Source organism: Azospirillum sp. UFLA03-27, assembly GCF_059803775.1.
In genome coordinates this window covers 1-26097 of sequence record NZ_JAUQTX010000075.1, presented here as the reverse complement: position 1 = coordinate 26097, position 26097 = coordinate 1, and the positions used below count along the sequence as shown (strand labels likewise).

Genomic DNA, 26097 nt, shown 5'->3' with positions numbered 1-26097 from the left:
GTTATAGTCTCGTGGGCTCGGAGATGTGTATAAGAGACAGTTCCCGGTCCGGTCCGGCGGCGGGTGGCGGCTTTTCCGCTCAACGTTCCTCGGCGGGACGATCCACGGCGGGAGTGGGGGCTCGTCAGGCCGGCGCCACCCAGCGGTCGAGCGACCGGATGGCCTCCGCACAGACGGCGTCCCGGCAGTCCGGCGCTACGGAGCGTTCCGCGCAGCGCGCCGAGACGAAGCAGACCCGCACGGAAGCCCGGGCCGACACGCGCACTTCGGGCCAGCAGGAGCGGACCGAGCGGCAGGGCCAGCGCCAGCAGGGCCAGACCGAACGCACGGAAGCCCGCCAGCAAGGCCAGACCGAACGCACGGAATCGCGGGCCTACGCGGCGCAGAACATCGCCAACGACTGGGATGGTCATCATTATGACGACGATGATGACGATTGGGGCTGGGCCCTTGCGGGTGCGGCGGTGGGAGCGACCGCCGGCTACATCGCCGGTGCCGCCACGGCGGGTCCCAACTACGTGACGGTGCTTCCCTGCACGCCCACCGTCGTGCCGTACGGCGGCGTCAGCTATTACGGCTGCGGTGGAACCTGGTACAACCGCAGCTATGTGGACGGAAGCGTCACCTACGTCACCGTCACTGCGCCGCCCGGTTACTGACCGCTGTGAGGGTTGTCATGGCGCGGACGCTTCCGCCCTGCCAGCCCCCGCCGATCCGTCGTCACTCCGGTGATGTGCCAGCCGTCAGGGTCCGGATGCGTGCGATGACGTGGTCGACATGCGGTCGCACCCCCGGCGCGAGATCGCTCCAATCCTCCCGCTCCTCGCCGAGATAGGCCGCCCGGGCGTGCGCCAGAACGCGCCGGTGTTCCTCGGGCAGACGCGCGAGCGCCCAATCGGCGGCCTGATCCTTCGGGAGGATCTCGCCGGTCGTGAGCGTCGTCCAGATGCGCGCCAGGGTCAGCAGCCCGTTTCGTCTGTCGTCCCCCTCTTCGATGCCCGGAATCAGGATCGGCACCATGTCCATCATGGCCCGGACGAGATCCGCGCGCGGCACCGGGCCGAGGACCGAGTCGACGGGCGGGCCGAAGAGCGGCAGGGCTCCGCGGCGGGCCGTCTCGATCAGGACGGCGACGTCGGGATCCCGGCACGGCCATTCGGGCATGCCGCCCCGCTCGAACTCGGCGCGCATCCATTCGCCATACTGAAGCTCAAGGCAACCGGGGTGACGCCATGGGGTCAGGGCCGGGCGGGCGAGGATGGTGAGTTCGATGGGGCGGCCCGGCCCGCCGACGGCGGTGCTTCCCGAGATCGGCAGAAGCTGACGGATGATCGCGACGCGCTCAGTGTTTGACAGCGATCGCTCGGTGACGACGAGGATGTCGAGATCGCTGTTCGGGCGCAGGCCGCCCGCGACCGCCGATCCGTAGAGATACGCGGCTGAGGCGGCGCCGCCGAGAACGTCGCGAACAACCGCCGCAGCGGCAACGGTCTGCTCGCAGGATCGTGGTTCATGCGCCAGGAACGGTATCATCGCCATCAGAATGCCAGCCACGTCGCAGCATGACAACGTCACGGCATGACAAAGGCTGGCCAAGCTTCGCGATTGTCCTTTACGCGGTCGTTGGCAATGCCCGTGACGAGGACGCGCCTGCCATCCAGCGGGATCGGCGGCATGGCGAGAACGTCCCCGTCAGCGCATGACCACCTCAGCGCATGACCACCTCAGCGCATGACCGCCGCGGGTCACTGGGTGCCGCTTTGCTGGGTGGACCCCTGCTGGACGCCGCGCTGGTAGGCCGAGGCCTCGGTCCGCTTGTGATAGTCGTAGAGCAGACCGCCGGCCAGACCGGCACCGGCGCCGATGGCCGCACCCATGCCGGCGTTGCCGGCGATGGCGCCGATCAGCGCTCCGCCGGCAGCACCTCCGGTCGTGCCGGTGAGCGCGCGCTGCTGGGTCGGTGACATGTCGGCGCACGCTGCAAGGGGAAGCGCGACGACGGCGACGCGGAGGATTTGTGTGGGTTTCATGGTCTTTCCCATCCTGGTTGGCCTTCGATCGAAGGCCGTGGACCGCGGCGGAGGAAGCGGATGCCGGCGGGATCAGGCGCGGCAGGGGTAGCGCTGGGACAGGAAGCGGAACAGCCCATCCACCGGCGGCGTGTCCATCAGCTTGGGATTCTGCTTTGCCCAGGTGACGAAAGCGGAAACGGCGTCGTTGCGCGACGGTGGTGGCGTCGGCGCGCACACCAGCTGGCGCTTGCCTTCGGCGGCCGTTACGACCTGATGGTATTGATAGGCGCCGACGGCGAAACCGTGGCAGAAATGGAGCGCCGCGATGCCGGTCGGGTCGTTTGGCGTGGCTTCGCACAGCCGCACAAGGTCGCCCGTGGTGCGGACCTGAAAATTGGTTTCCGTGGGGGCCGGCCCCATCTGCGCGTTCGCGGCGGTGATCACCGTCGCCGTCAGGGCAACGGCCAGAGCGACCTTGGTTCGGTGTTTCATGGTTTGCTCCCAGCGCTTTTTGTGGGCGGCTTTTTGTAAGCGGATTTTCAGGGACAGGAGACGCTTCCCCGACGAACCGGCCGGCCCGATGCGAAATCGATGGACCGCCGATCGGATGGACGGGGTGCACAGGTCGGGGGCGAGAATTTAACTCGCAAGACACTGTGCTTTGGAAGGTAGCATTCCTCCAAGCCAAAGCGCAGTCATGCTACGGTAACGCCCACCGTATCGGTCATGTGAAGAGGGTCATCCTCTGTTCATTATGCCAATGAACGAGCAGAATTTACCCCCTTGCAGGGCGCATTCTTGCTTAATGAAAGAAAAATTCCATAAAATTATTAAACAAAAACGCACAAAGACCCGCTGGGGTGGGTTTGCCAAAATCCGAATCTCATTCATGAAAAATTCAAAGCCCGAATCCCCGCCGGAAGACGGTGCCGCCGCACTGTTTCGGGAATGAACCACCAAGGGAAAGCAGCCTGATACGGTAACAGCGCCAACAGTTGCATGCTTCAACGCGGCGGATGATGCGGTGCAGTATTTCCCGTGTCTTAAAGCCAGTGTCGAAGCCAGCGCCTTGGCCCCTCACGTTCTCATCATGGGTCGGTATCCGCAGCGCCGGCGTCGCAACGCCTTCGCGGATGCAAAGAAGCCGGTCGGCACAGCGAACGCACAGCCGGCGCAGGAGCGTACAGCCAAAGAGGACATGTGATGAAAAATCGGCGGGTGCGTCCCCTGACGGAACAGCAGCCTCTGGCGAGCTGGTTTTCCGCCTGGACCGCGGCATTTCCCTTTCTCGGCCCCTTCGTCGAACCCGCAGAAAACGGGACCGCAGCAAAATCAACAGGGGTGAAACAGGCTGGGGCAAAGCCGGTCGAAGAGAGTGTGGCCGGGAAAGACACGGATGGTGGTTGGCCAACGCCGGCTTTCCCCAACCCGTTCAATCTTCCCAACCCGTTTCAGGACGCTTTCGACTATGGCGTCGATGCCATGCAGCGCTGGGTCCTGTTCCTGGATGTCCTGCGGCGCCGCGGCGACCAGTTCATGGACCACGCCGATAAAGGAAAGCCACCCGTCCTGTCCTTCCCGTACGAGGTCGTGATGGAGGGACGAAAGCTGAAGCGGCCGTGCAATTACATGCTGCTTCGCATTCTGCCGGACCCCGCCGTCGGCATGGACCCGGCCAAGCGCCCGTTCGTGATCGTCGATCCGCGCGCCGGTCACGGGCCCGGGATCGGCGGCTTCAAGCCGGACAGCCAGATCGGCACCGCTCTGCGCGCCGGCCACCCCTGCTACTTCATCGGTTTCCATCCTGAACCAGAGCCGGGCCAGACCCTCGCCGACGTGGGTGAAGCCGAGGCCTTCTTCATCGAGCATGTCGGAAAACTGCACGACAATGCGGGCGGCAAGCCGTGCGTCATCGGCAATTGCCAGGCCGGCTGGGCGGTGATGGCGCTGAGCGCGGTCCGGCCCGACCTGATGGGACCGATCATCATCGCGGGCTCACCGCTGTCCTATTGGGCTGGCGTGAAGGGGCGGAACCCGATGCGCTACCTCGGCGGACTCTATGGCGGCGCCTGGCTCGCCGCCCTGGCCAGCGATCTCGGCAACGGCCGCTTCGACGGGGCGCATCTGGTCGGCAACTTCGAGAAGCTGGACCCGGCCAACACCTATTGGAAGAAGGCGTACAACCTGTACGCCCATATCGACACGGAAGCGGACCGGTACCTTGAATTCGAAAAGTGGTGGAGCGGCTTCTTCCTGATGAACGGGGAGGAGATCGAGGCCATCACCGACGAGCTGTTCGTCGGCAACAAGATGACCAGCGGCGGCATCGTCCGGAACGGGCGCCGGCTGGATTTGCGCAACATCCGCTCGCCCATCCTGGTCTTCGCGTCCTTCGGCGACAACATCACGCCGCCGCAACAGGCGCTGGGCTGGATCCTCGACCTCTACAGCGACGTCGAGGACATCCGGGCCCACGAGCAGACCATCGTCTACAACCTCCATCACGACATCGGGCACCTGGGCATCTTCGTGTCCGGCCGCGTCGCCCGCAAGGAAACGTCGGAATTCGTCGAGAACATCGACTTCATCGACCTGCTGCCACCCGGTCTCTACGAGATGATCCTGCAGCCGAAGGACCCGAATGTCCCCGGCGCCGATCTGGTCGCGGGCGATTACGTGACGCGGTTCGAGCCGCGCACGCTCGACGACATCCGCGGGCTTGGCGGCAACACGCCGGAGGACGACCGGCGCTTCGCCGCGGTGGCCCGCATCTCGGACATCAACAAGGGTCTGTACGCCACCTTCGCCCGGCCCTCCATCCAGGCGACCGTCAACGAGCCCTTCGCCGAATGGCTGCGGATGATGAACCCGGCGCGCAGCCAGTATTACCTGTTCTCGCACCTCAACCCCTTCATGGCGCCGGTCGGCCCCATGGCCGACTGGGTGCGCGAGCACCGCCGCCCGGTGAGCCCGGACAACCCGTACCTGAGCGCGCAGAACCGCGTCTCGGACGAGATCGTGCAGGGGCTTGACCGCTGGCGGGACGCGCGCGACGGCGCCGTCGAGCGCCTGTTCATGGGCCTCTACAACGCACCGCTCCTTCAGGCTCTGGTCGGGCTGGCCGCGCCGGGCGAGGACGCGCGGCCGCCGCATGTCCGCGACGAGGCGTTCGAAGCCCTGGTCGAGAAGCGGATGGCCGAGATCATGGCCCGCGTCGAGGAAGGCGGTGTGCGGGAGGCGCTGTTCCGCGTCCTGATCCACGCGCGGCGCGGCGAAGGCGCCCTCGACGAGCGCGCCTTCCAGATGCTGCGGAAAATCCGCGAGGAGCATTCCGGCACCCAGCACCTGACCGTCGACGCCGTTCGCGCGGTCTTCCGCGAACAGGTCTTCCTGATGCTGATGGACGAAGCCGCGGCGATGGGCGCGCTGCCCAAGCTTCTGTCCGGCGAGAAGGAGCGCAAGGAGGTGATGGCGCTGGCGGAGCGCGTTCTGGAGGCATCCGGACCGCTGACCCCAGACCAGCGCGCCCGCCTGCGGCAGGTGGACGCCCTTCTGCACAACAAGGAGGAGCGTATCGAGGCCGGGCGCGAACCACCCCTGCGCGTGCTGCCCGGGGCCGGCGGATCGTCGCTGGGTAAGGCCGCCACCGACATCAGCAAGGCGGACACGCAGCGCGGCGTGATGGGCACCGCGAAGGCCAAGTGAACCCGGCGCCGACGCACAAGGCTGACAAACAACAAGGGGAACGCATCATGAGCAACATTGATCAGAGCAAGGCGGCCACGGCCGTCCCCGACATCGGCGACGACCTGATCTCGCCCGCCGAACTCCGGAAGCTCGCCGAGGAGCACGAGATGGCGCTGCTCCAGGAAGCCCTGGAGCGGGAAAAGAAGCACATGAAGGAACAGGACACCGTCCGCGAAGCCTTCATGAACCAGCACATCCGCCCCGACGCCAAGGAGCGGTTCACGCGCGCGGTGCGCGACGCCGCGTCGCGCGGCGTGAAGGAAATCCAGATTGCGCGCTTCCCGAGCAGCTACTGCACCGACGGTGGCCGGGCGATCAACAATTTCGAGCCGGACTGGCCGAATTCCCTGACCGGCTTCGCCCGCGAAGCCTACGAGGTCTTCGACAAGACCCTGCGGGCCAAGGGCTACAAGTTGCGGGCGCAGATCCTGGACTATCCCGGCGGCATGCCGGGGGATGTCGGACTCTATCTGCGCTGGTGAGGAGGGAACGCCATGGCCGGAAACCAGCCATCCTCTCCGCATCGGCACGAAAAGTACGAACGGCTGGTCGCTGCCTGCCGCGAGATTCCCCCCGTTCCCACGGCGGTGGCGCACCCCTGCGACGCCTCGTCCCTGGGCGGTGCCGTCGATGCGGCCCGCCAGGGCTTCATCACCCCGATCCTGATCGGTCCGGCCGCGCGCATCCGGGCGGTGGCGGATGAGTCCGGGCTCGACATCGCCCCATACGAGATCGTGGACGTGCCCCACAGCCACGCCGCCGCCGCCACTGCGGTGGAACTGGTGCGCCAGGGGCGTGCCCAGCTTCTCATGAAGGGAAGCCTGCACACGGACGAGCTGCTGCGCGAGGTGGCCAGGAAGGACAGCGGGCTGCGGACGGAGCGGCGCATCAGCCACGTCTTCATCATGGACGTGCCGACCTACGGGAAGCCGCTGTTCATCACCGACGCCGCGGTGAACATCGCGCCGACCCTGGAGGACAAACGCGACATCATCCAGAACGCCATCGATCTGGCGCGGGCGCTGGGGAATCCCCAGCCGAAGGTGGCGATCCTGTCGGCGGTCGAGACCATCAACCCGAAAATCCCCTCCACCGTGGAGGCCGGCGCGCTGTGCAAGATGGCCGACCGTGGGCAGATCACCGGCGGCCTGCTGGACGGGCCGCTGGCGCTCGACAACGCCATCAGCCCCGAAGCGGTGAGGATCAAGGGTATCGAGTCCCCGGTCGCCGGGCAGGCCGACATTCTCGTCGTGCCGGATCTGGAGGCGGGCAACATGCTCGCCAAGAACCTGACCTTCCTGGCGAACGCCGATGCCGCCGGCATCGTGCTGGGCGCGCGGGTGCCCATCGTGCTGACCAGCCGGGCCGACAGCGTCATGACGCGCATGGCCTCCTGCGCCGTGGCGGCCCTGTACGCGCACCAGCAGCGGGTCGAGCAGCCGGTGAAGGGGTGAGGTCGCCATGACCGAAACGACCATGACCGAGACGGGCATGACCGAAACGATCCTGGTCATCAACGCCGGTTCCTCCAGCATCAAGTTCCAGCTGTTCGATGCGGCGGACGGGACGCTGCCGGTGCGCCTGCGCGGCCGGATCGAGGGGATCGGCACGACGCCCCGGCTGGTTCTCCAGGACGGAAGCGTTCCCTTGCCGGCTGAGTCCGGTGACGGGGTTCCCGGCGCGCTGACCTTTCTCGGCGCGTGGCTGCGGGAACGGCTGAGCGGCGCCATGCCTGTGGCGGTCGGGCATCGGGTGGTTCACGGCGGACCGACCTACGACACCCATGTGGCGGTGGACGACGCGGTGATCGGGACTCTGGAAACCTATGTCCCGCTCGCCCCACTCCACCAGCCGAACAATCTGGCGCCGATCCGGGCGATCCGGAAGCTCTTGCCGGACGTGCTTCAGGTGGCCTGCTTCGACACGGCCTTTCACCGGCACCATTCCGAACCGGCCGACCGCTACGCCATCCCGGAGGCTCTCCACCGGGAGGGGGTGCGGCGCTACGGCTTCCATGGCTTGAGCTACGAATACATCGCCGGGCGCCTGCCGGACCTCGCCCCCCAGATCGCCGGCGGGCGCGTCGTCGTCGCGCATCTCGGCAGCGGGGCCAGCATGTGCGCCATCCGGGACGGGCGCAGCGTGGACAGCACCATGGGCTTCACCGCGCTGGACGGGCTGCCGATGGGCACGCGGCCGGGGCAGCTCGACCCCGGCGTGGTCCTGTACCTGATGGACAAGGGCATGGACGCCCGCGCCATCGAACGGCTGCTGTACCACGACTGCGGCCTGAAGGGGCTGTCCGGCATCAGCAACGACGTCCGCGACTTGCTGGCCAGCACCGACCCGCGCGCCAGACTCGCGCTGGACTGCTTCGTCTACCGGGCAAGCCTCGCCATCGGGGCGCTGGCCGCCGCCATGGGGGGCATCGACGGGCTGGTGTTCACGGCCGGCATCGGCGAACGGGCGCCCGCCATCCGCAAGGCCATCGCGGAGCGGGCGCGCTGGCTCGGCTTCGACCTCGACGAGGCGGCCAACGCCGCGAACGCGCTGTGCATCACGACGCCGGACAGCCGGGTCAAGGGCTGGGTCATCCCGACCGACGAGGAACGGATGATCGCGCTCCACACCCGCGACATCCTCCGCCGCCACCGCTCCGCGTAACACGGCCCCGAGAAGGAGAGAGGCATCATGTCCTGGTTATCCGGCTTTGGGTCATCCAGATCGGCGATCGTCGCCGGCCTCCTGCTTCTCGGCTGCGAGCAGCCGGCACCGCCACCGGCCGAGGCGACGCTGATCCGCGCGCTGCCGGTGCAGGTGAGCCAGTTCGACCGCACCGCCGCGCTGACCGGCGAAATACAGGCCCGCCACGAGAGCAACCTCGGCTTCCGCGTCGGCGGCAAGGTGGTCGAGCGGCTGGTGGATGTGGGGCAGACGGTCACGTCCGGCCAACTGCTGGCGCGGCTGGACAACCAGGACCAGACCAACGCCGTGAAGTCAGCCGAATCCGACGTGGCGGCGGCGCAGGCCGCCGTCGAGCAGAGCCGGACGCAGGAGGAGCGCCAGCGCTCCCTGCTCGCCAACGGCTTCACCACCCGTGTCCAGTACGACAACGCCCAGAAGCGCTACCAGCAGGCGCAGGCCGAGCTGAACTCCGCCCAGGCACAGCTGGGCTCGGCCCGCGACACGCTGTCCTACACCGAACTGCGGGCCGACCGCGACGGGGTCATCACGGCGAAGATGGCGGAGCCCGGCCAAGTGGTCGCCGTCGGCCAGACGGTGTTGCGGCTGGCCGATCCGGGAGAGCGGGAAGCGGTCTTCCAGGTGCCGGGCGCCAGCATCCGGCTTGAAGGACGGGAGGGCCTGCCGACGGTCGAGGTGCGGCTCGTCAACGATGCGAAGACCGTCACCGAGGGAACGATCCGCGAGGTGTCTCCGGGGGTCGATCCGGTGACCCGGACCTACACCGTGAAGGTTTCCCTGCCCAACGCCCCCGACGCCTTCCTGCTCGGCTCCTCCGTCGTCGGGCGGGCCAAGCTGCCGGCGCGCCCGGTGGTCAATCTGCCGTCCTCGGCGCTGTTCCAGACGGAGAATGGGGAACCGGCGGTCTGGGTCGTGGCGCGGCCGGCCGACACGGTGAGCCTGCGCCCCGTCTCCGTCCTTCAATACGACACCGGTACGGTCACCGTCTCCAGCGGCCTCAGCGATGGCGATCTGGTGGTGGTCGGCGGCGTCCAGAAGCTGCGGCCGGACCAGAAGGTCACCATCAAGCAGGGGAGCGGCGCATGACCCGCATCGCGCGACCAACCATGCGGCCCCCAAGCATGCGGCAGCCAACCACGAACCCGCTTCTCATCGCGCTGCTGGCCCTGGCCCCGACGCTGGCGGCCTGTCAGCCGCAGGGCGGCCATCACGCCGATGCGGCGCCGGTGATCCGCCCGGTGCGAACGATCACGGTGGAGCCGGTGACCTTCCGGATGGGCGGCTCCGCCACCGGAACCATCGAGGCGCGGGCCGACGCCGACCTTGGCTTCCGCATCGCCGGAAAACTGGTCGAGCGTAAGGTCGATGTCGGCAGTCTGGTCAAGGCCGGCGACGTGCTGGCGCGGCTGGACGACCAGGACCAGCGCAACGCGCTGCGGACCGCCGAGGCGAACCTCGCCTCCGCGCAGGCCGATCAGGTGCAGGCGCGCAACGAGGAGTACCGCAAGCGGGAACTGCTGGCCAACGGCAACGCGCCCCAGGCGCAGTACGACGCGGCGCTGCTGGCGATGCGCACCGCCGACGCCAAGGTCGTCGCGACGCAGGCGGCGCTGCAATCGGCCCGCGACCGGGTCGGCTACACGGAGCTGCGGGCGGATCGGGACGGCGTGGTGACCACCATCGGGGCCGAGCCCGGACAGGTGGTCGAAGCCGGCCAGATGGTGGTGCGCGTCGCCCAGCCGGAGGAGCGCGAAGCCGTCTTCAACGTCGCCGAAACCGGCATCCGGGCGGCGCCGAAGGACCCGGTGATCGAGGTCGCGCTGGCCGGCGCACCGGACATCGCGGCGGTGGGCCGCGTCCGCGAGATCTCGCCCCAGGCCGATCCCGTCACCCGGACCCACACCGTCCGGATCGCGCTGGACAACCCGCCCGACGCCCTGCGCCTCGGCGCGACCGTCGTCGGGCGCCTGAAGCAGCCCCCCGCCCCGGTGGTCGAGCTGCCGGGAACGGCGCTGTTCGAGGAGGGGGGGCGGAGCTTCGTCTGGGTCGTCGACCCGAAGGCCCAGACCGTCCGGCGCCAGCCGGTCGTGATCCGGGCCAGGGAAAGCGATGGCCCGGTCATCGTCACCGAGGGCCTGACCCGCGGCGACGTCGTGGTCACCGCGGGCGTGCACAGCCTGAGCGAAGGCCAGAGAGTCCGGTTCAACCAGAAAATCGAAACGGCGGCGGCACCATGACCGGCTTCAATCTCTCCGAGTGGGCTCTGCGCCACCGCTCCTTCGTCTGGTACCTGATCATCTCGTTGACCTTGGCGGGCGGCATGGCCTACATGCGCCTCGGTCGCGAGGAGGACCCGGCCTTCACGATCAAGACCATGGTGGTCCAGGCCAACTGGCCCGGCGCCACCATCGAGGACACCATGAAGCTGGTGACCGACCCGATCGAGAAGAAGCTGGAGGAGATCCCCTATCTCGACTACGTCAAGAGCTACACCAAGCCCGGCATCTCGGTCGTCTACGTCAATTTGAAGGACTACACGCCGGCCGAGGCGGTGCCCGACCTGTGGTATCAGGTCCGCAAGAAGATCGCCGACATGAAAGCCACCCTGCCCCAGGGCGTGCAGGGGCCGGCCTTCAACGACGAGTTCGGCGACACCTTCGGCACGGTCTTCGCCTTCACCGCCGACGGCTTCAGCTACCGCGAGTTGAAGGACTACGCGGAGACCGCGCGGGCCGACCTGATGCGCGTGCCGGACGTCGGCAAGATCCAGTTCGTCGGCGTCCAGAACGAGCGGATCTACCTCGACTTCTCGACGCGCAAGCTGGCCGCGATGGGGATCGACCGCGAGCAGGTCATCGCCGAGCTTCAGGCCCAGAACGCCGTGGCGCCGGCCGGCGTGGTGCAGGCGGGCGACGAGAAGATCTCGGTCCGGGTCAGCGGCGCCTTCACGTCGGAGGACAGCCTGCGCGCCATCAGCCTGCGCGCCAACGACAAATTCTATCGGCTGGCCGACCTGGCGGACATCCGGCGCGGCTACGCGGACCCGCCGTCGCCGCTGTTCCGCTACAACGGGCAGCCGGCCATCGGGATGATCATCTCCATGGCGGCCGGCGGCAACGTGCTGACCTTCGGCGAGGGCATCCGCGAGCGGATGCGGCAGGTCGAGGCGAACCTGCCGGTGGGCATCGGCGTCCACCTCGTCGCTAACCAGTCGGTGGTGGTCGAGGAATCGGTCGCCGGCTTCACCAAGGCGCTGAAGGAGGCCGTCGTCATCGTCCTGGTGGTCAGCTTCATCAGCCTGGGCCTGCGCGCCGGGCTGGTGGTGGCGACCTCCATCCCGCTGGTGCTGGGCATGACCTTCATCGGCATGGAGTTCTTCGACATCACGCTCCAGCGCATCTCGCTGGGCGCGTTGATCATCGCGCTCGGCCTGCTGGTGGACGACGCCATGATCACCGTGGAGATGATGATCACCAAGCTGGAGGAGGGCTTCAGCCTCGATAAGGCGGCGACCTTCGCCTACACCTCCACGGCCTTTCCCATGCTGACCGGCACGCTGATCACCGTGGCCGGCTTCATTCCCATCGGCTTCGCCCAGGGCGGTGCGGCGGAATACTGCTTCACGCTGTTCGCCGTGGTGGCGATGGCGCTGCTGTTCTCCTGGATCGTGGCGGTCCTGTTCGCGCCCCTCATCGGGGTGAACGTGCTGCCCAAGACCATGAAATCGAAGCATGGCGGCGAACCGGGACGCCTGATGCGGATGTTCCGGGGCAGCCTGCGCCTGGCCATGCGGGCGCGCTATCTGGTGATCGTCGCCACGCTGCTGCTGTTCGGCCTGTCGGTCTTCGGCCTGCGCTTCGTCCAGCAGCAGTTCTTCCCCGCCTCCGACCGCCCGGAGCTGCTGGTCAATCTGACCCTGCCGCAGACGGCCTCAATCCGGTCGACCGAGGAGGTGGTGGATCGCTTCGAGAAGGTGCTGGCGGCCGACCCCGACGTCGAGCGCTGGAGCTTCTACATCGGCCAGGGCGCCGTGCGCTTCTACCTGCCGCTCGACGTGCAGCTGGCCAACGATTACTTCGCGCAGGCCGTGGTGGTGACCAAGGGCTACAAGGTCCGCGAGGCCGTCCGCGCCCGGCTGGAGAAGGTGCTGAACGAGAACTTCTCCGATCTCAACACGCGGGTCAGCCCGCTGGAGATGGGGCCGCCGGTCGGCTGGCCGATCCAGTACCGCGTCTCCGGACCGGACGTGGGCGAGGTGCGGGCCATCGCCGCCCGGATGGCCGACACCATCGGCACCAACCCCTACACGCTGCTGGTCAACTACGACTGGAACGAGCCGTCGAAGGTGGTGCGGGTCGATGTGGACCAGGACAAGGCCCGCCTGCTGGGGATCAGCTCCAAGTCGCTCAACCAGGCGCTGAACGCCACGGTATCGGGCGCCGCCTTCACGCAGGTGCGCGACGATATCTACCTGATCGACGTGGTCGCCCAGGCGACCAACGCGGAGCGCAGCTCCATCGAGACGCTGCGCAACCTTCAGATCGCCATTCCGGACGGCCGCACCGTGCCGCTGGGCGAGGTCGCGACCATGCGCTACGACCTGGAGCAGCCGGTGGTCTGGCGGCGGACGCGCCTGCCGACCATCACCGTCCAGGCCGATCTGGTCCCCCCGTTGCAGGCCGCGACGGTGGTGCAGCAGCTGGCCCCGGCGGTGGACGAGCTGCGGCGCAGCCTGCCGCCCGGCTACACCGTCGAAGCGGGCGGCACGGTGGAGAACAGCGCCAAGGGCATGGCCTCGATCACCGCCGTCTTCCCGATCATGGTCTTCGTCATGCTGACCATCCTCATGATCCAGCTGCAAAGCTTCCAGAAGCTGTTCCTGGTCATCAGCGTGGCGCCGCTCGGCCTGATCGGCGTCGTCGCGGCGCTGCTGCCGACCGGCACGCCGCTGGGCTTCGTCGCCATTCTGGGCGTGGTCGCGCTGATCGGCATGATCGTCCGCAACTCGGTCATCATGATTGCCCAGATCGACGAGCATCTGGAGGCCGGGGAGCATCCCTGGGACGCCGTCATCAACGCCACCATGCACCGGGTGCGGCCGATCCTGCTGACGGCGGCGGCGGCGAGCCTGGGCATGATCCCCATCGCGCCGGAGGTGTTCTGGGGTCCCATGGCCTACGCGATCATCGGCGGCCTGATCGTGGCGACCCTGCTGACGCTGCTCTTCCTGCCGGCGCTCTACGTCGCCTGGTTCCGGATCCGGGAACCGGCGGCGGAGGAGCGCGCCAAGCCGAGGTACGACGGCGCCATGCACCCGCCGGGCGCGGCGCCCACCAAAGGGGTGACGAGCGGCGTGTGACCACCCGCCGATCCTGCCGCCGATCCTGCCGCCGTGTCCGGCTCGATATCATGCGTGTGCGGGAGTCGAATTCCCACCCGATGAATTTCCGCAAGACCGGCGGTGCTCGGACCATTGCGCGCTGAAAGGGACAGAAGCCATGGCGGACTTCATTCACGACCGGTTCATGCCGCACGCCGACGCCTCGGAGGTCCCGGAGCGGCACGAGATGAGCTACGTCCGCAAGGCGCTCGTCCTGTCCATGATGCTGGTCCTGCTGATCGGCTGCTTCGTCGTGTTGCGCCCCTTCATCGCGGCGATCCTGTGGGCCGTCATCCTGTCCTTCAGCACTTGGCCGCTGCATCGGCGCATCGAGCGCGCGCTCGGCGGCCGCACGACGCTGGCGGCGGCGATCATGACGCTGGCGATCATGGCGGTTCTCGTCGTGCCTCTCGTCGCGCTTGGAATGAAGCTGTCGGAGAGTGTTTTCCAGGTCTTCGAGACGCTTCACGCGGCCATGGACCGGGGGATTCCACCTTTGCCGGACTGGCTGGCCGGCATTCCGATTCTAGGGGACCGGCTGCAGGAGGTCTGGAGCGTGCTGGCGAGCGGCGAGTCCAATCTGCGCACGACGCTCCAACCCTATCTCGGCCGGATCCGCGACGGGGTGCTGGCGAGCGGAGGGCATCTTCTCTCAGGGACGTCGCTGATCGCGCTGAGCGTCCTGATCGCCTTCTTCCTCTATCGGGACGGTCGCACCGCCGTGCGCCGGCTGCGCAGCATCGTGGGGCGGATCGCCGGCGACCGCGCACGGCAATCCCTCGACGTCGCCGCCGAAACGATCAACGGGGTCGTCCATGGCGTGCTCGGCACCGCGCTGGTTCAGGCCATCGCCGCCACCGTGGGCTATTGGATCGTGGGGCTTCCCGGCGCCCTGTTCCTCGGCTTCGTCACCTTCTTCCTGACGCTAGTGCCGATGGGGCCGGCGCTGATCTGGTTGCCCGCCGCGATCTGGCTGGCCAGCCAGGGCCGCACCGGCATGGCAATCTTCCTGGTGGCCTGGGTCGGCCTGCTGGTCGGCAGCCTCGACAACATCCTGCGCCCGATCCTGATCGGTCGAAGCAGCGATCTTCCCTTCATCATCATTTTCCTGGGCATCGTCGGCGGACTCATCGCTTTCGGCCTGATCGGCATCTTTCTCGGCCCGACGCTGCTCGCCGTGGCGTACGGCCTCATCCGGGAATGGAGCGGAGGAAACGAGCCGGGCGACGCTTCCTCCGTGCCTTGATCGGGGACCGGTGGACGCCGTGCCCGGCGACCAACCACGACACCGTCAGCCCCGGATCGCCTGCGGCGCCACCTTCTTCATTCCACCCGGCCTTATGCGGGTGAGGCCGCCGGGGCCGGAGCGGGAATGCCATAGGCCTGGGCGAGTTGGTTGAAGCTGTCGACGGTCGTCTGGTCGATGGGAATGCCAAGCGTCCTGCGGCGCTCCGCCTCGGCCCATTCGCGGTCGCCGGGCGCCATGACCGTTCGGCCCGCTACGGCCTGGGACCCGCGCAGGGCGGCCAGATAGCGCGCCATGTTGTCCTGGAAGCTCTCCTGCGGCAGGAAGGCCTCCGGACGGATCGCCATCACGAAGGCGCCCATGCCGCGCGGCGTGCTCAGGTCCGGTCCGGGCATCGGCAGGATCTCGAAGCTCAGCTTCATGCCGGTCAGGACGGCGCTGAGGATTTCCACGAATCCCGCCAACCCGGCCCCCTTGAAGCCGAACTCGCCGCCCAGCGGCGCCAGCATCTCGGCCCGTTCGGGATCGGTGGTGTTGCGCCCCTCGGGGTCCGACGCGGTGGCTTCGGGAAGCGCGAGCCCGAGGCTGCGGTAGAGCTGGACGCGGTTGTAGGGGATGGCGCTGGTGGCCATGTCGAACAGCCACGGATCGCCGTCCTTCACCGGAACGGCGATGGCGATCGGGTTGGTGCCGTGGAAGCGTTCGGCGCCGTCGTGCAGCCGCATGAAGCTGTCGGAGTTGCAGACGGCCATGCCGATGCAGCCCGCCTCCGCCGCGGCGAGCGCGAAGGCGCCGGCCGGGCCGAAATGGGAGTTGTTGCGGATGGCGACCGCGCCGATGCCGAACCGGCCGGCCAGCTCGACCGCCTTCTCCTGGGCGCGATAGGCGCCGAGCGCGCCGTGGGCGTTGTCGGCGTCCAGCGTGGCGACGGCGCCGAATTCCGACAGGATGCGCGGGGCGGGGCGCGGGTTCACCCGTCCCTGGGTCATGGTGGCCACATAGTGCCCGAGCAGCCGCACACCGTGGCTGTCGACCCCCAGCCGGGAGCCGTGCATCATCGCCCGGGTGGCCGCGTCCGCCGTCGCCTCGTCCGCTCCCGCGGCCAGGAACACCGCGCGGCAGAAGGAGTCCAGGGCATCCGCGCCATAGCGGGCGGTCGGGTGAGCCGGTCCGGTCACAGCGTCTGCCCCCCGTCGGCGACGAGCAGGCTGCCCGTCATGAAGCCGGACTCGTCGCTGGCCAGATACACCGCGGCGGCGGCCATCTCCTCGACGGTGCCCAGGCGGCCCATCGGCTGGCGCGCGATGAACTGCGCCCGCATGCCCTCCGGGTCGGCGCTCGACTGGATGCGTTCCTCCAGCGATGGCGAGTGGGTGGTGCCGGGGCACAGCGCGTTGCAGCGGACGCCGGCGCCGATGAAGTCGCGGGCCACGGCCTTGGTCAGGCCGATCACCGCCGCCTTGCTGGTCCCGTAGGCGGTGCGGTTGGCGACGCCGGTCAGGCTCGACGCCACCGAGGCGACGTTCACGATGGAGCCTCGGCGCCGTTCGATCATGCCGGGAAGCGTCGCCCGGATGGTGTGGAACATCGAGGTGACGTTCTGGTCCAGGCTGCGCGCCCAATCCTCGTCGCTGCAGTCAAGGATGGTGCCGTTGTGCACCCAGCCAGCGTTGTTGACGAGGATGTCGAGCGGCCCGGCCTCGGCGACGACGCGCCGCACCGCCGCCGGATCGGTCACGTCGAGAGCGACGGGGGTGATTTTGGAATCGATGCGGGGCAGATCCTCCATCTTGGACAGCGTGCGGCTGGCCGCGACGACGCTGGCCCCCTCCCGGGCGAAGGCGAGCGCGATGGCCCGTCCCATGCCCTGTCCCGCGCCGGTCACCAGCGCGCGTTTTCCGTCTAGTCTGCCGGTCATCGTGTTTGGAACTCCACCAGTCGGCGCCGCAGCGGACGCCGGGTTGGACGCAGGGATTCGATGTGCCCAGGGGCCGGGAGTGCGTCGTCTCCGCCGCCCTCCCGGCGTGCCGCCGTCATCCGAAGAGCAGGTTCGGGATCAGGAGGATGAACTCGGGCACGAAGATCAGAAGCAGGGTCGTCAGCCCGATGGCGATCATCAGGGGCAGGGACTCCCGCACATAGGCGCCCACCGACACCCTCAGGATCGAGCAGACGGTGAACATTGCCGCCCCGACCGGAGGCGTGAAGTTGCCGATGGTCGCCGCAACGATGAAGACGATGCCGAAATGCACCGGATCGCCGCCCATCGCCCGCACCGCGGGCAGGAAGATCGGGGTCATCATGATGATGATCACCGTCGCGTCGATGAACAGGCCCGCCACCAGGACCAGGAGGACGATCAGCACCATCACCAGCTGGACGTTGTCGGTGAGGCTGGTCAGGGACGACGCGATGACTTCCGGGATGCGCTCGAAGACGATGCCGTAGCTGAAGATCGCCGACAGGCTGATCAGGAACATCGCGGAGCCGACGTCGGCGAGACTGACCTCAAGCGCCTCGACGAAACTCTTCGCCTTGAGCCGGCGGTAGATGGCGAAGCCGATGAACAGCGCGTACAGCACCGCGAAGGCGCCGATCTCCGAGGGCGTGAAGATGCCCATGCGCAATCCGACGAGCAGGATGACCGGGAACAGCAGAGCCCAGACACCGCCCCTCAGGGCGCTGCCGACCTCCGACAGGGACGCCCGTTTCGCCCGCTCGGGAGGGTATCCGCGCTTGTTGGAGGTGTACCAGACGGCGATGCTCATGGCGATGCCGAGCAGAAGCGCCGGGGCGAAGCCCGCCGCGAACATCCGCCCGATCGACACCTGGCCGATGGTCCCGTACAGGATCATGCCGATGCCCGGCGGGATCAGCGGGGTGAGAAGCGAGGTGAAGGAGATCACGCCGGCGGTGAAGCCGCGCGACATGCCCCTTTTCGTCATCTCCTCGCCGAGGATGCGCGATTGCATCGCTGCGTCCGCGATGGCCGATCCCGACACGCCGCCCATCAGCGCCGACAGGACGATCGAAATCTGGGCGAGGCCGCCCTTGAAGTGTCCGGTGGCCACCGACGCCAGATTCAGCAGGCTTTCGGTGATGCCCGACCGGTTCATGTAGTTGCCCGCCATGATGAACAGGGGAACGGCGAGCAGGGCGAAATTCTGGGTCTGGGACACCGTCACCTGGAGCGGGATGGTGAAGGGCAGTTCCGGGTGCTGCAGGAAGAACAGCACCCCCGAGATGCCGATCGCGAAGGCGACCGGCATGCCGATGAGAAGGAAGACCGCGAAGGCCAGAACGACGAGCAGCATGGTCAGGCGGTCTCCCCGCTGGCGGCAGCGGCGCACGGAACGCCGTCGGACCGCATCAGGGCCCGTATCTTGAGAATCGTGGTGATGAGCATGAGGGCCGCCCCGACGGCGATGCTGGAGGTGACCCAGGAATAGCTGACGCCGGGAATGCCGTTGAAGGTCCGGGACCGGCTGGTCCAGGCGAGCAGGATGCCGCCGTAGACGGCGTAGCAGAGGAACAGCGCGATCGCCGCGTAGTTCACGAACAGCAGGGTCCGCTGGTACCGCTCGGACAGCTTCGCGGTCACCAGATCGAGGGACATCAGCATGTCCTTGCGCCAGGCGATGTCGGCGCACAGGAACACCGCCCAGGCGAAGAAGCAGGTCGCCAGATCGATGGTCCAGTTGAGCGGGTGCTGCATCATCCGCGCCACGCCGCCCAGCAGAAGCAACCCCACCATCAGCATCAGGAACAAGCCGGCGAGGATCGCCTCCAGCTTCAACACATAGTCGTAGAGAGTCTTCATAAGGCAGGCCTCGCCGGCTTCGGATGACTTAGCGTCCCAATTCCTTGTAGACGGCCGCGCGCACCTCGGTGAGGCCGAGCTTCTGGTACGCAGCGTCGCCGGCCTTGCGGAAGGCCTCCAGATCGACGTTGTCGGTCACCTTCATTCCGCCCTTGACCAGCGCGGCCTTCTCACCTTCGGCGGCGTCGGCGAGCACCTTCGACACCTTCTGGCCGGCGGCGCTGCATTCCTCGACCAGCGCGGTCTGGTAGTCGGCGGGCAGCTTCTTGAACCAGGCGGAGCTGACGACCTCGAAGTTGATCAGCAGGATGTGACCGGTCTCGCTGACGTTCCGGACGACCTCCTGGAGATTGCCCGGACGGATGTTGGCGTAGGTCAGTTCCGCACCGTCGACGGCCCGCTGCTGAAGGCCGGGGTAGATGTCGCCGAAGCTCATCGCCGTCGGGGCCGCGCCGATGGCGCGCACCGATTCCTGCCAGATCGGGGCGGGCGGGGTGCGGATTCGCAGCCCGGACAAGTCACCCGGATTGCGCACCGGCTTGTTGGCGAAGACATGGCGCTTGCCCTGCACGAAGTCGAAGCAGACGACCTGGAGGCCGTGCTTGTCCGCCAGCTCCGTCTTCCACTTCTTGACGATGTCGAGCTTCGACAGCGCGAAGGCCTCGTCGAGCGTCTCGACGAAGTACGGGCCGTTCAGGACCGCGATCTCGCGGACGTAGTTGCCGAGGCGCGCCGCGTCGGTGTTCTGGCCGATGTTAGCGCCCTGGCGGATCTGCTCGATGATGTCCTCTTCGTTGCCGAGCTGGGCGCTGTGGAAGACCTCGATCTTCAGGCCGCCGTTGGTCCGCTCCTCGACGCGCTTGGCCCATTCCTGGAACGCCGAATGATAGGCCTCGACCGGGCTGTGGACATGGTTCATGCGCAGGATGTGCTTCTGCGTCTGGGCCTGGGCCATTCCCATGCCCGCGATCAGCGTCAGTGCGGTGGCTCCGAGAAGAGCGCCAAGGCGCTTGGACATGTTGGTCACTTCCTACTCCCTAGAATTTCTTATGAGTTCGGAGACAAAGAGCGCTCGTTGCTTTGAGCATGGAGCCTGAGACTGCCCTTGGTTCGTTCGTTTACTGACCATCCACGGGGAACGGGCAGGCCATGCACGGACGGCGAACGGCTCGGCCAGCGCAACGTTCGGTTATCTTGCACACTTGTATCCAAGGATGCAAGGTGCTACGGATCATCCATAAGGCGTTTTGATTGGTGTCCAATCGAACGCACGGTCGGGCGGGATTCCGCCGGGCAAGGGCGGCGTGACGGATGGGAGGTGCAACCAGTAATGTCAAAGTGTTCGTCCGGCTGTATCAGTCATCGGTCCGGTTCCGCCCGCGTTCCGGACTGTGTTCAGCGGCGCTGCGACCTTGCGTGGGTTCGTCCGCTCCGGCGATAATCGCGATTCTGGGCTCGGAAAGGGCGATGTCCGCTTGCACGGAGGCTGGGGGAACACGGTGAAGAACGAACGGCTGGTGTTGGAACGCAACACGCTGGACAGCGTGATCTACAGGGAACTGCGGAAGAGGATCATTTCGCTGTCGTTCCAGCCCGGCTCGATGATCTACGAGAACGCCGTCGCCGACGAATACGGCGTCAGCCGGACACCGGTGCGTCAGGCTTTTTCCCGGCTGGCGAACGAAGGGCTGCTGAGCATCCTGCCGCAGCGCGGGGCGCAGGTGTCCCACCTGTCCGTGGCCAAGGTGAAGGAGGCCCAGTTCATCCGGGAGGCGCTGGAGGTGTCGGCGTTCGGCGAGGTGGCGCGCATCTGGAACAAGACCGCCGATCACAGCGCGGCGCAAAGCAAGGCGCTGTCGCTGATCGAGCAGCAGAGACAGGTCGTGCGGGAGAAGGACTATGTCGGTTTCACCGAACTGGACGTGGCGTTCCACGACACCGTCATCGGGGTTCTCGGAAACGCCATGCTGCTGGAGATGCTGAGCGACGTGAGGACGCATCTGACACGGGTGCGCTTCCTCGAGCTTCAGGAGGCCCATCATGAGGACGATGCGATCGCCGACCACGTCAAGCTGATGCGCTCGATCATGGCGAACGACGTCGCGGGAACCCAGTCGCTCCTGCTGGCCCATTTGAAGATGATCGAGGCGATGCGCGACGACATCCTCAAGCGTCACGACATTCTCTTCGAATAGACCCCGTCCGGGACCCCGCCGGGGGGCTCCACCGCCGGACGGTTTATCCGGGCATCACTGACGGACGCAGACCCAGGCCGGTTGGACCGCCGGCGGGGAAGGGGGCCGCTTGCCCTTTGCGAACCGGCGGCAAGACCAACGGCCCCGCACGCGGGCGCAAACAGGAGGAAACGAGATGAACAGACGGTCGATCCACAGCTACACCTGGATTCCGAAATGGTCCACCAAGGACGGTGCCTACGCGGCCGAGCGGGCCGCGGCCTTCGGCTATGGCCAGCTGGTGGTGCCGATCCGCGACCATGACAGCATCGAACCGGCGGCCATCGCCGCGCTCTGCGAGCGGGCGGGGGTGCGCCCCGTGGCGACCTCGCCGCTTCAGGTCGACAACGACATTTCGAGCACCGACCCGGAGGTGCACCGCCGCGGGGTCGAGCGGCATTGCGCGGCGCTCGCCCTGGCGCGCGACATGGGCGCGGATCGCATGGGCGGCATCCTCTACAGCGCCTTCGGGAAGGCGTCGAGGGTGCCGAGCGACGCCAACTTCCAGGCGGCGGCGGACGGGTTGCGGATCGTCGCCGAACGGGCCGCGTCCTACGGGATGCTGCTGGCGCTCGAAGTGGTCAACCGGTACGAGAGCAACCTGATCAACACGGCGGAGCAGGCCGTCCGGATGCTCAAGCTGATCGGCGCCGACAACGTCCGCATCCATCTCGACACCTTCCACATGAACATCGAGGAGAATGATCTGCTGGGCGCGCTTGAGCTGGCGATGCCCCATCTCGGCTATTTCGAGATCGACCAGAACCATCGTGGCCGCCTGACGGAGGGGTCCATCGACTTCGCCCCGATGCTGCGCCGCTTGAAGGCGGCCAACTATCAGGGACTGATCGGCGTCGAAGCCTTCTCCTCCGCCGTGTCGCACCCGGACATCACCGCGGGCGTCGCGTCCTGGCGCAACCTGTTCGACCATGGCGACGACGTGGCGCGCGACGGGCAACTGCTGCTCGATCAACACGGCCTCTGACGACACCCGCCGCTGCCGGCGCACCCCCCGTCCAACGGTTCGCGGGTGTGCGCCGGGCGGCTTTGGTGATGAGACCCCGACCTCCCACGCAATGCACGCCCAGACCACAAGCCCCATGCTAATGTCGGGTCGGCTCAAAGATGAGAGGTTTCAGGCCGGTCATGGCTCGACGATGGTCTTTCGCTGCGCTGACGATCCTTTGCGGGGTTTGGTTCACCGGTGACGCGATGGCGGCCGATGCGGCCCCCCGATCGTCGTCCCCGGTTTCCGGCGCCGTGCCGATGGACCTAAGCACGGTGGCCTTGCAGCCGCCGATGCCGTCCCTTTCGGCACAGCCGATCGGCAGCTACGCCAACGGCTGCATTCGCGGTGCGCAGACGCTGCCTCCCGAGGGCCTCGGCTATCAGGCGGTCAACCTGTCGCGGAACCGGAACCACGGCCACCCCGACACCATTGCGTTCGTTCAGGACCTTGCCCGCCGGGCGCAGGCCGAGCGGCTCGGGCGGCTGGCCATCGGCGACATCTCCAAGCTTTATGGCGGCCGCATGGAAAGCGGACACGCCAGTCACCAGATCGGTCTCGACGTCGACGTGTGGTTCGATCTCGACCAGCCGCCGTTCGCGCGTGACGCGCGGGAGCGGACAGACTTCCCGACCATGGTGAACCGGCAGACGCAGCGCGTTCTGCCGGAGCGCTTCGGTCCCCGTCAGGCCCGCCTTCTGCAACTGGCGGCGACGAGCCCGAAGGTCGCGCGGGTGTTCGTGAACCCGGCGATCAAGCTGGCGCTGTGCCAGAGCGAGCAGGGCAACCGCTCCTGGCTGAACGCCGTGCGCCCGTGGGGTGGGCACGACTCGCACTTCCACGTGCGGATGAACTGCCCGGCCGGATCGACGGCCTGCGTCCCGCAAGCCCCCATTCCGCCGGGCGACGGCTGCGGCCAGGAGCTTCTGAGCTGGTTCGAGCCGCCGAAGGAAGCGCCGGTGCCCCGGCCACCCAAAGCCATCCCCGAGCCACCGGCTGCCTGTCTGGAGGTGCTGGCGGGGTATTGAGCCTCTGCCGACAACCGGCTGTTCCGCCAACCTGTCAGCAACGCCCTGGTGCGCTGGTTCAAAAGGCATATCGCGTCCGGGAAGACATCCTGTTCATACCTCCCGCGCCCGCTTGTTTCACGTTCGAGCGGCTCTGGCTACCCCGCCAGCAGCTTGGCCACGGCCATGGCGAGCTGCTGTTGCGTGTACGGTTTGGCGAGCCGCGGCACATCGATGATGGCCCCGTCGGGAAGATCCGCGTAGCCGGTCACCAGCAGCACCGGCAGATCCGGGCGGATCCTGTGCGCCTCGCATGCGAGTTCAGCCCCCGTCATATCGGGCATCGCGTAGTCGGTCACGAGCAAGTCGATGTCCTGGTTCCCTCTCAGCACATCGAGCGCCGGCGGGCCGGCGTTCGCCTCAAGGACGGTGTGGCCGAGATCGGTGAGCATGTCGACGGTGCTCATGGCGATCAACGCGTCGTCATCGACAACAAGGATCGTGGCCGGGGCTGCTTCCACGACCGGTTCCACAGCAGGGTCCACAGCGGGGTCCACAGCGGGGTCCATGGTCGGCTCCGCGGCTTCGGCCGGCGTGGCGGCCACCGGCAGCCACAGCTCCGCGAGGGTCCCCCGACCGGGCGCGCTGGACAGCCGAAACGCCCCGCCGGACTGCACCGCCAACCCGTGCACCATCGAAAGCCCGAGCCCCGTGCCCTTGCCCACGCCCTTGGTCGAGAAGAACGGCTCGACGGCCCGCGCGAGCGTGTCCGCGTCCATGCCCATGCCGGTGTCCTGAACGCTCAGGCGCAGGAAGGGGCCGGATGCGCGCCCGCCCGCTGCGGTTCCGGCTGCTTCGGTGACGTCGAAGGTGAGCGTGCCGCCCTCCGGCATGGCGTCGCGGGCGTTGACCGCCAGATTGAGGATCGCCAGTTCGAGTTGGTTGGGATCGACCAGGGCCGGCGGCAGTGCGGCGGGCACCTTCAGGCGAACCACGATGCGCGGGCCTACCGAGCGTTCCAGCAAATTCCTCATGTCGTCCAGAAGGGCACCCAAGGCAACCGGCTGCGTCTGCAGATCCTGGCGTCGGGCGAAGGCGAGAAGCCGCTGGGTCAGCGTCGCCCCGCGCCGCGCCCCCTGCATGGCGCCACTGATCAGCCGTTTGGCCTTGGGGTCGGTGGCCAGGTGCTTGCGCAGCAGATCGAGGTTGCCGAGCACCGCCATCAGCAGGTTGTTGAAGTCGTGGGCGACACCGCCGGTCAACTGGCCCACCGCCTCCATCTTCTGCGCCTGATGAAGCTGCTCCTCGGCGGTGTGAAGCGCCGCCCTGGCCGCCTCCTCGGCGGTGATGTCGCGGCCGACGCCGTGCAGGTGGCAACCGTCCGGATCGGGCGAGAGGACCCAGGCGATCCAGCGCCAGGAGCCGTCCGCCGCAAGGATCCGGCACTTGAGCCGCATGGGGCGGCGGCGGTCGCGAAGCTCGTCCAGCGCCGCCTGCACCAGCCCGATGTCTTCCGGGTGAATGATCTCGCTGTAAGGACGCGCGAGCAACGCCGCATGCTCATGGCCCAGCAGGCGCGACCAGGACGGGCTGATCCGCAGCAGGCGGCCGTCGTAATCGGCATAGACGAGGAGGTCCTCGCTGAGCTCCCACAAGTGGTCACGCTCGCGGGTGCGCTCGGCGATCCGCTCTTCCAGGGTGGCGTTGAACCGCTTCAGCGCGTCTTCGATCCGCTTGCGCTCGGTGACGTCCTTGAACACGATGGCGACACGCCGGTCGTCGGCATCGCCCACCTTGAAGACGCAAAAGTCGAACCAGGCGCGCAACGGCTTCGCGCACAACTCCGCACGGGTGGCCTTGCCGGCGCGCGCGGCGCGGCCGAAGACCTCGTACCAATGGGGCTCGAGGGACGGATCGATCTCCCGAAGCCGCCGCCCGACGACATCCTGCCTCATCAAGCGGGTCGCGGAGGGATTCGCCTCAAGAAACCGGATGTCGACCGGCCGGTCGGCTTCGTCAAAGAGGACATCGCCGAGCAGAAAACCCTCGTCCATCGCCTCGAACAGCAGGCGGTATTTGGTCTCGCTCGCGCGGATGGCCGCGGTCCTCTCGACGATCTTCTTCTCAAGCTCTTCGTTGGCTTGGGCAAGGGCGGCGTTGGTGACCTCCAACTCCTCCAAGGCGACCTGCAACTCCTCGGCTGTGCTGGCGTCCCGGAAATGCCGGTCGCGCACCGTCGTCTCGACCTGACTCAACAGCGTCCGGGAGATCGCCTCGCGTTGCTCGGCTTCCGCCCGCAAACGGGCCACCTCGCGATCGCGGTCGATCAGAAGCGCCTGGAGACGGTCGCTTTCCCGGGCCATGCGCATGGCCTCATCGCGGGCATCCTCGGCCGCGGTGAGCGCCTGCTCCAACTCGTCATCATACCGGGCGGGCGGCCGGGTGGACGCCCGTGTGCTCCCCTGTGCGCTTCCCCCGACGTGCGGATCTCGACTCATGTTCCTGGCCCCCGATCCGAACGCTTAGGCTGCCTTATGGCCGATGAGTCCCAAGAATGAAGGGTCCGAAGGCAGGCCGGTGCGTCGGCACGTTGTTGTCCCGCATGGTTCCTGGCTTTAACAGTCGATCGCAGCGGCTTTCACCATGGCTTTTGGTCAGCGGGACGCCGTCGGAGCGTTGCGGTGCACAACCAAGTCGCCGTCACTGGTCGAAGAGCGGCGCGGCGCCGCATCCTTCACCTCCGAAACGGAGGCTGGCACGAAAGCTGCCGGAACCTGAACAGGCCCAGCCGAGGGGCTCATTTCCGGGCCGCGGCACAAGTGCCTGCAATACTATTGCACAAATTGCCTGTGTGACGAGGCGCTTGATATATTGTTCCGATCTGGCTGACCAGATCAGAGCGATTGCGCTCCAGGGAGGATACGCTGATGGAGAACGCCAAA

The 26097-nt window shown here is 67.3% G+C and carries 20 protein-coding genes and 1 pseudogene; 12 read left to right on the top strand and 9 right to left on the bottom strand.

Going from position 1 to position 26097, the window contains the following annotated elements; all coding sequences use genetic code 11:
• Positions 1 to 659 (top strand): hypothetical protein (locus Q4I23_RS13650; RefSeq protein ID WP_498526570.1); only part of this gene is annotated, 659 nt, incomplete at its 5' end.
• A 61-nt stretch (positions 660 to 720) separates the two neighbouring features.
• Here the strand turns inward: Q4I23_RS13650 and Q4I23_RS13645 are convergent.
• From Q4I23_RS13645 to Q4I23_RS13635, 3 genes are all read right to left on the bottom strand, one after another.
• Entirely contained in the window at positions 721 to 1596 is an 876-nt protein-coding gene (locus Q4I23_RS13645; protein WP_498526569.1) for an aminoglycoside adenylyltransferase family protein, read from the bottom strand.
• 149 nt (positions 1597 to 1745) lie between these two features.
• Complete coding sequence (locus Q4I23_RS13640; protein WP_237904145.1) at positions 1746 to 2030, bottom strand: YMGG-like glycine zipper-containing protein; 285 nt, start codon at positions 2028 to 2030, stop codon at positions 1746 to 1748.
• 72 nt (positions 2031 to 2102) lie between these two features.
• Entirely contained in the window at positions 2103 to 2504 is a 402-nt protein-coding gene (locus tag Q4I23_RS13635) for a Rap1a/Tai family immunity protein (protein WP_103038961.1), read from the bottom strand.
• Positions 2505 to 3494: 990 nt separating this feature from the next.
• Here Q4I23_RS13635 and Q4I23_RS13630 point away from each other — a divergent pair.
• The 8 genes and pseudogenes from Q4I23_RS13630 (at position 3495) to Q4I23_RS13595 (ending at position 15088) form a co-directional block, all read left to right on the top strand.
• Positions 3495 to 5717, top strand: coding sequence for a DUF3141 domain-containing protein (locus tag Q4I23_RS13630; RefSeq protein WP_498526568.1), 2223 nt, complete (start codon positions 3495 to 3497; stop codon positions 5715 to 5717).
• Positions 5718 to 5764: 47 nt separating this feature from the next.
• Positions 5765 to 6241 carry a hypothetical protein gene (locus Q4I23_RS13625; protein ID WP_454018929.1) on the top strand — a complete coding sequence of 159 codons (477 nt, stop codon included), beginning with the start codon at positions 5765 to 5767 and terminating at the stop codon, positions 6239 to 6241.
• 42 nt (positions 6242 to 6283) lie between these two features.
• Positions 6284 to 7213, top strand: a pseudogene (locus tag Q4I23_RS13620) (bifunctional enoyl-CoA hydratase/phosphate acetyltransferase); the annotation flags it as partial.
• 7 nt (positions 7214 to 7220) lie between these two features.
• Positions 7221 to 8423, top strand: a complete 1203-nt coding sequence (locus Q4I23_RS13615; protein ID WP_498526567.1) for an acetate/propionate family kinase — start codon at positions 7221 to 7223, stop codon at positions 8421 to 8423.
• A gap of 27 nt (positions 8424 to 8450) precedes the next feature.
• Entirely contained in the window at positions 8451 to 9548 is a 1098-nt protein-coding gene (locus Q4I23_RS13610) for an efflux RND transporter periplasmic adaptor subunit (protein WP_498526566.1), read from the top strand.
• Positions 9545 to 10699: an efflux RND transporter periplasmic adaptor subunit gene (locus Q4I23_RS13605; RefSeq protein ID WP_498526565.1), complete on the top strand. Its 1155-nt coding sequence runs from the start codon at positions 9545 to 9547 to the stop codon at positions 10697 to 10699. The genes Q4I23_RS13610 and Q4I23_RS13605 overlap by 4 nt, the downstream gene beginning before the upstream one ends.
• The gene (locus Q4I23_RS13600; RefSeq protein ID WP_498526564.1) at positions 10696 to 13821 is read left to right on the top strand and encodes an efflux RND transporter permease subunit; all 3126 of its coding nucleotides are present in this window, start codon (positions 10696 to 10698) and stop codon (positions 13819 to 13821) included. Before Q4I23_RS13605 ends, Q4I23_RS13600 begins: the two co-directional genes overlap by 4 nt.
• Before the next feature lie 139 nt (positions 13822 to 13960).
• Positions 13961 to 15088, top strand: coding sequence for an AI-2E family transporter (locus tag Q4I23_RS13595; RefSeq protein WP_498526563.1), 1128 nt, complete (start codon positions 13961 to 13963; stop codon positions 15086 to 15088).
• A 92-nt stretch (positions 15089 to 15180) separates the two neighbouring features.
• Here Q4I23_RS13595 and Q4I23_RS13590 read toward each other — a convergent pair whose 3' ends face one another.
• The 5 genes from Q4I23_RS13590 to Q4I23_RS13570 all read right to left on the bottom strand — a co-directional run bounded on the left by Q4I23_RS13590 (position 15181) and on the right by Q4I23_RS13570 (position 19926).
• A complete protein-coding gene (locus Q4I23_RS13590) occupies positions 15181 to 16266 on the bottom strand; it encodes an Ldh family oxidoreductase (RefSeq protein WP_498526562.1) in 1086 nt (361 codons plus the stop codon).
• Positions 16263 to 17006 carry an SDR family oxidoreductase gene (locus tag Q4I23_RS13585; RefSeq protein WP_498526561.1) on the bottom strand — a complete coding sequence of 248 codons (744 nt, stop codon included), beginning with the start codon at positions 17004 to 17006 and terminating at the stop codon, positions 16263 to 16265. Before Q4I23_RS13585 ends, Q4I23_RS13590 begins: the two co-directional genes overlap by 4 nt.
• 115 nt (positions 17007 to 17121) lie before the next feature.
• On the bottom strand, positions 17122 to 18402 hold the full coding sequence (locus tag Q4I23_RS13580) for a TRAP transporter large permease (RefSeq protein ID WP_498526560.1): 1281 nt from the start codon (positions 18400 to 18402) through the stop codon (positions 17122 to 17124).
• Between the two features lie 2 nt (positions 18403 to 18404).
• Entirely contained in the window at positions 18405 to 18908 is a 504-nt protein-coding gene (locus tag Q4I23_RS13575) for a TRAP transporter small permease (RefSeq protein ID WP_237904134.1), read from the bottom strand.
• 28 nt (positions 18909 to 18936) lie between these two features.
• Positions 18937 to 19926, bottom strand: coding sequence for a C4-dicarboxylate TRAP transporter substrate-binding protein (locus Q4I23_RS13570; protein WP_454018937.1), 990 nt, complete (start codon positions 19924 to 19926; stop codon positions 18937 to 18939).
• A 481-nt stretch (positions 19927 to 20407) separates the two neighbouring features.
• Between Q4I23_RS13570 and Q4I23_RS13565 the strand changes: the two genes are divergently transcribed.
• The 3 genes from Q4I23_RS13565 to mepA all read left to right on the top strand — a co-directional run bounded on the left by Q4I23_RS13565 (position 20408) and on the right by mepA (position 23176).
• Positions 20408 to 21103, top strand: coding sequence for a GntR family transcriptional regulator (locus tag Q4I23_RS13565; RefSeq protein WP_498526559.1), 696 nt, complete (start codon positions 20408 to 20410; stop codon positions 21101 to 21103).
• Positions 21104 to 21278: 175 nt separating this feature from the next.
• Positions 21279 to 22127, top strand: coding sequence for a sugar phosphate isomerase/epimerase family protein (locus tag Q4I23_RS13560; RefSeq protein ID WP_454018939.1), 849 nt, complete (start codon positions 21279 to 21281; stop codon positions 22125 to 22127).
• 314 nt (positions 22128 to 22441) lie between these two features.
• Positions 22442 to 23176, top strand: coding sequence for a penicillin-insensitive murein endopeptidase (gene mepA / locus Q4I23_RS13555; RefSeq protein ID WP_498526558.1), 735 nt, complete (start codon positions 22442 to 22444; stop codon positions 23174 to 23176).
• 137 nt (positions 23177 to 23313) lie between these two features.
• Here mepA and Q4I23_RS13550 read toward each other — a convergent pair whose 3' ends face one another.
• Positions 23314 to 25569 (bottom strand): PAS domain S-box protein, encoded by a 2256-nt coding sequence (locus Q4I23_RS13550; RefSeq protein WP_498526557.1) that lies wholly within the window; start codon positions 25567 to 25569, stop codon positions 23314 to 23316.
• Positions 25570 to 26097: the final 528 nt, after the last annotated feature.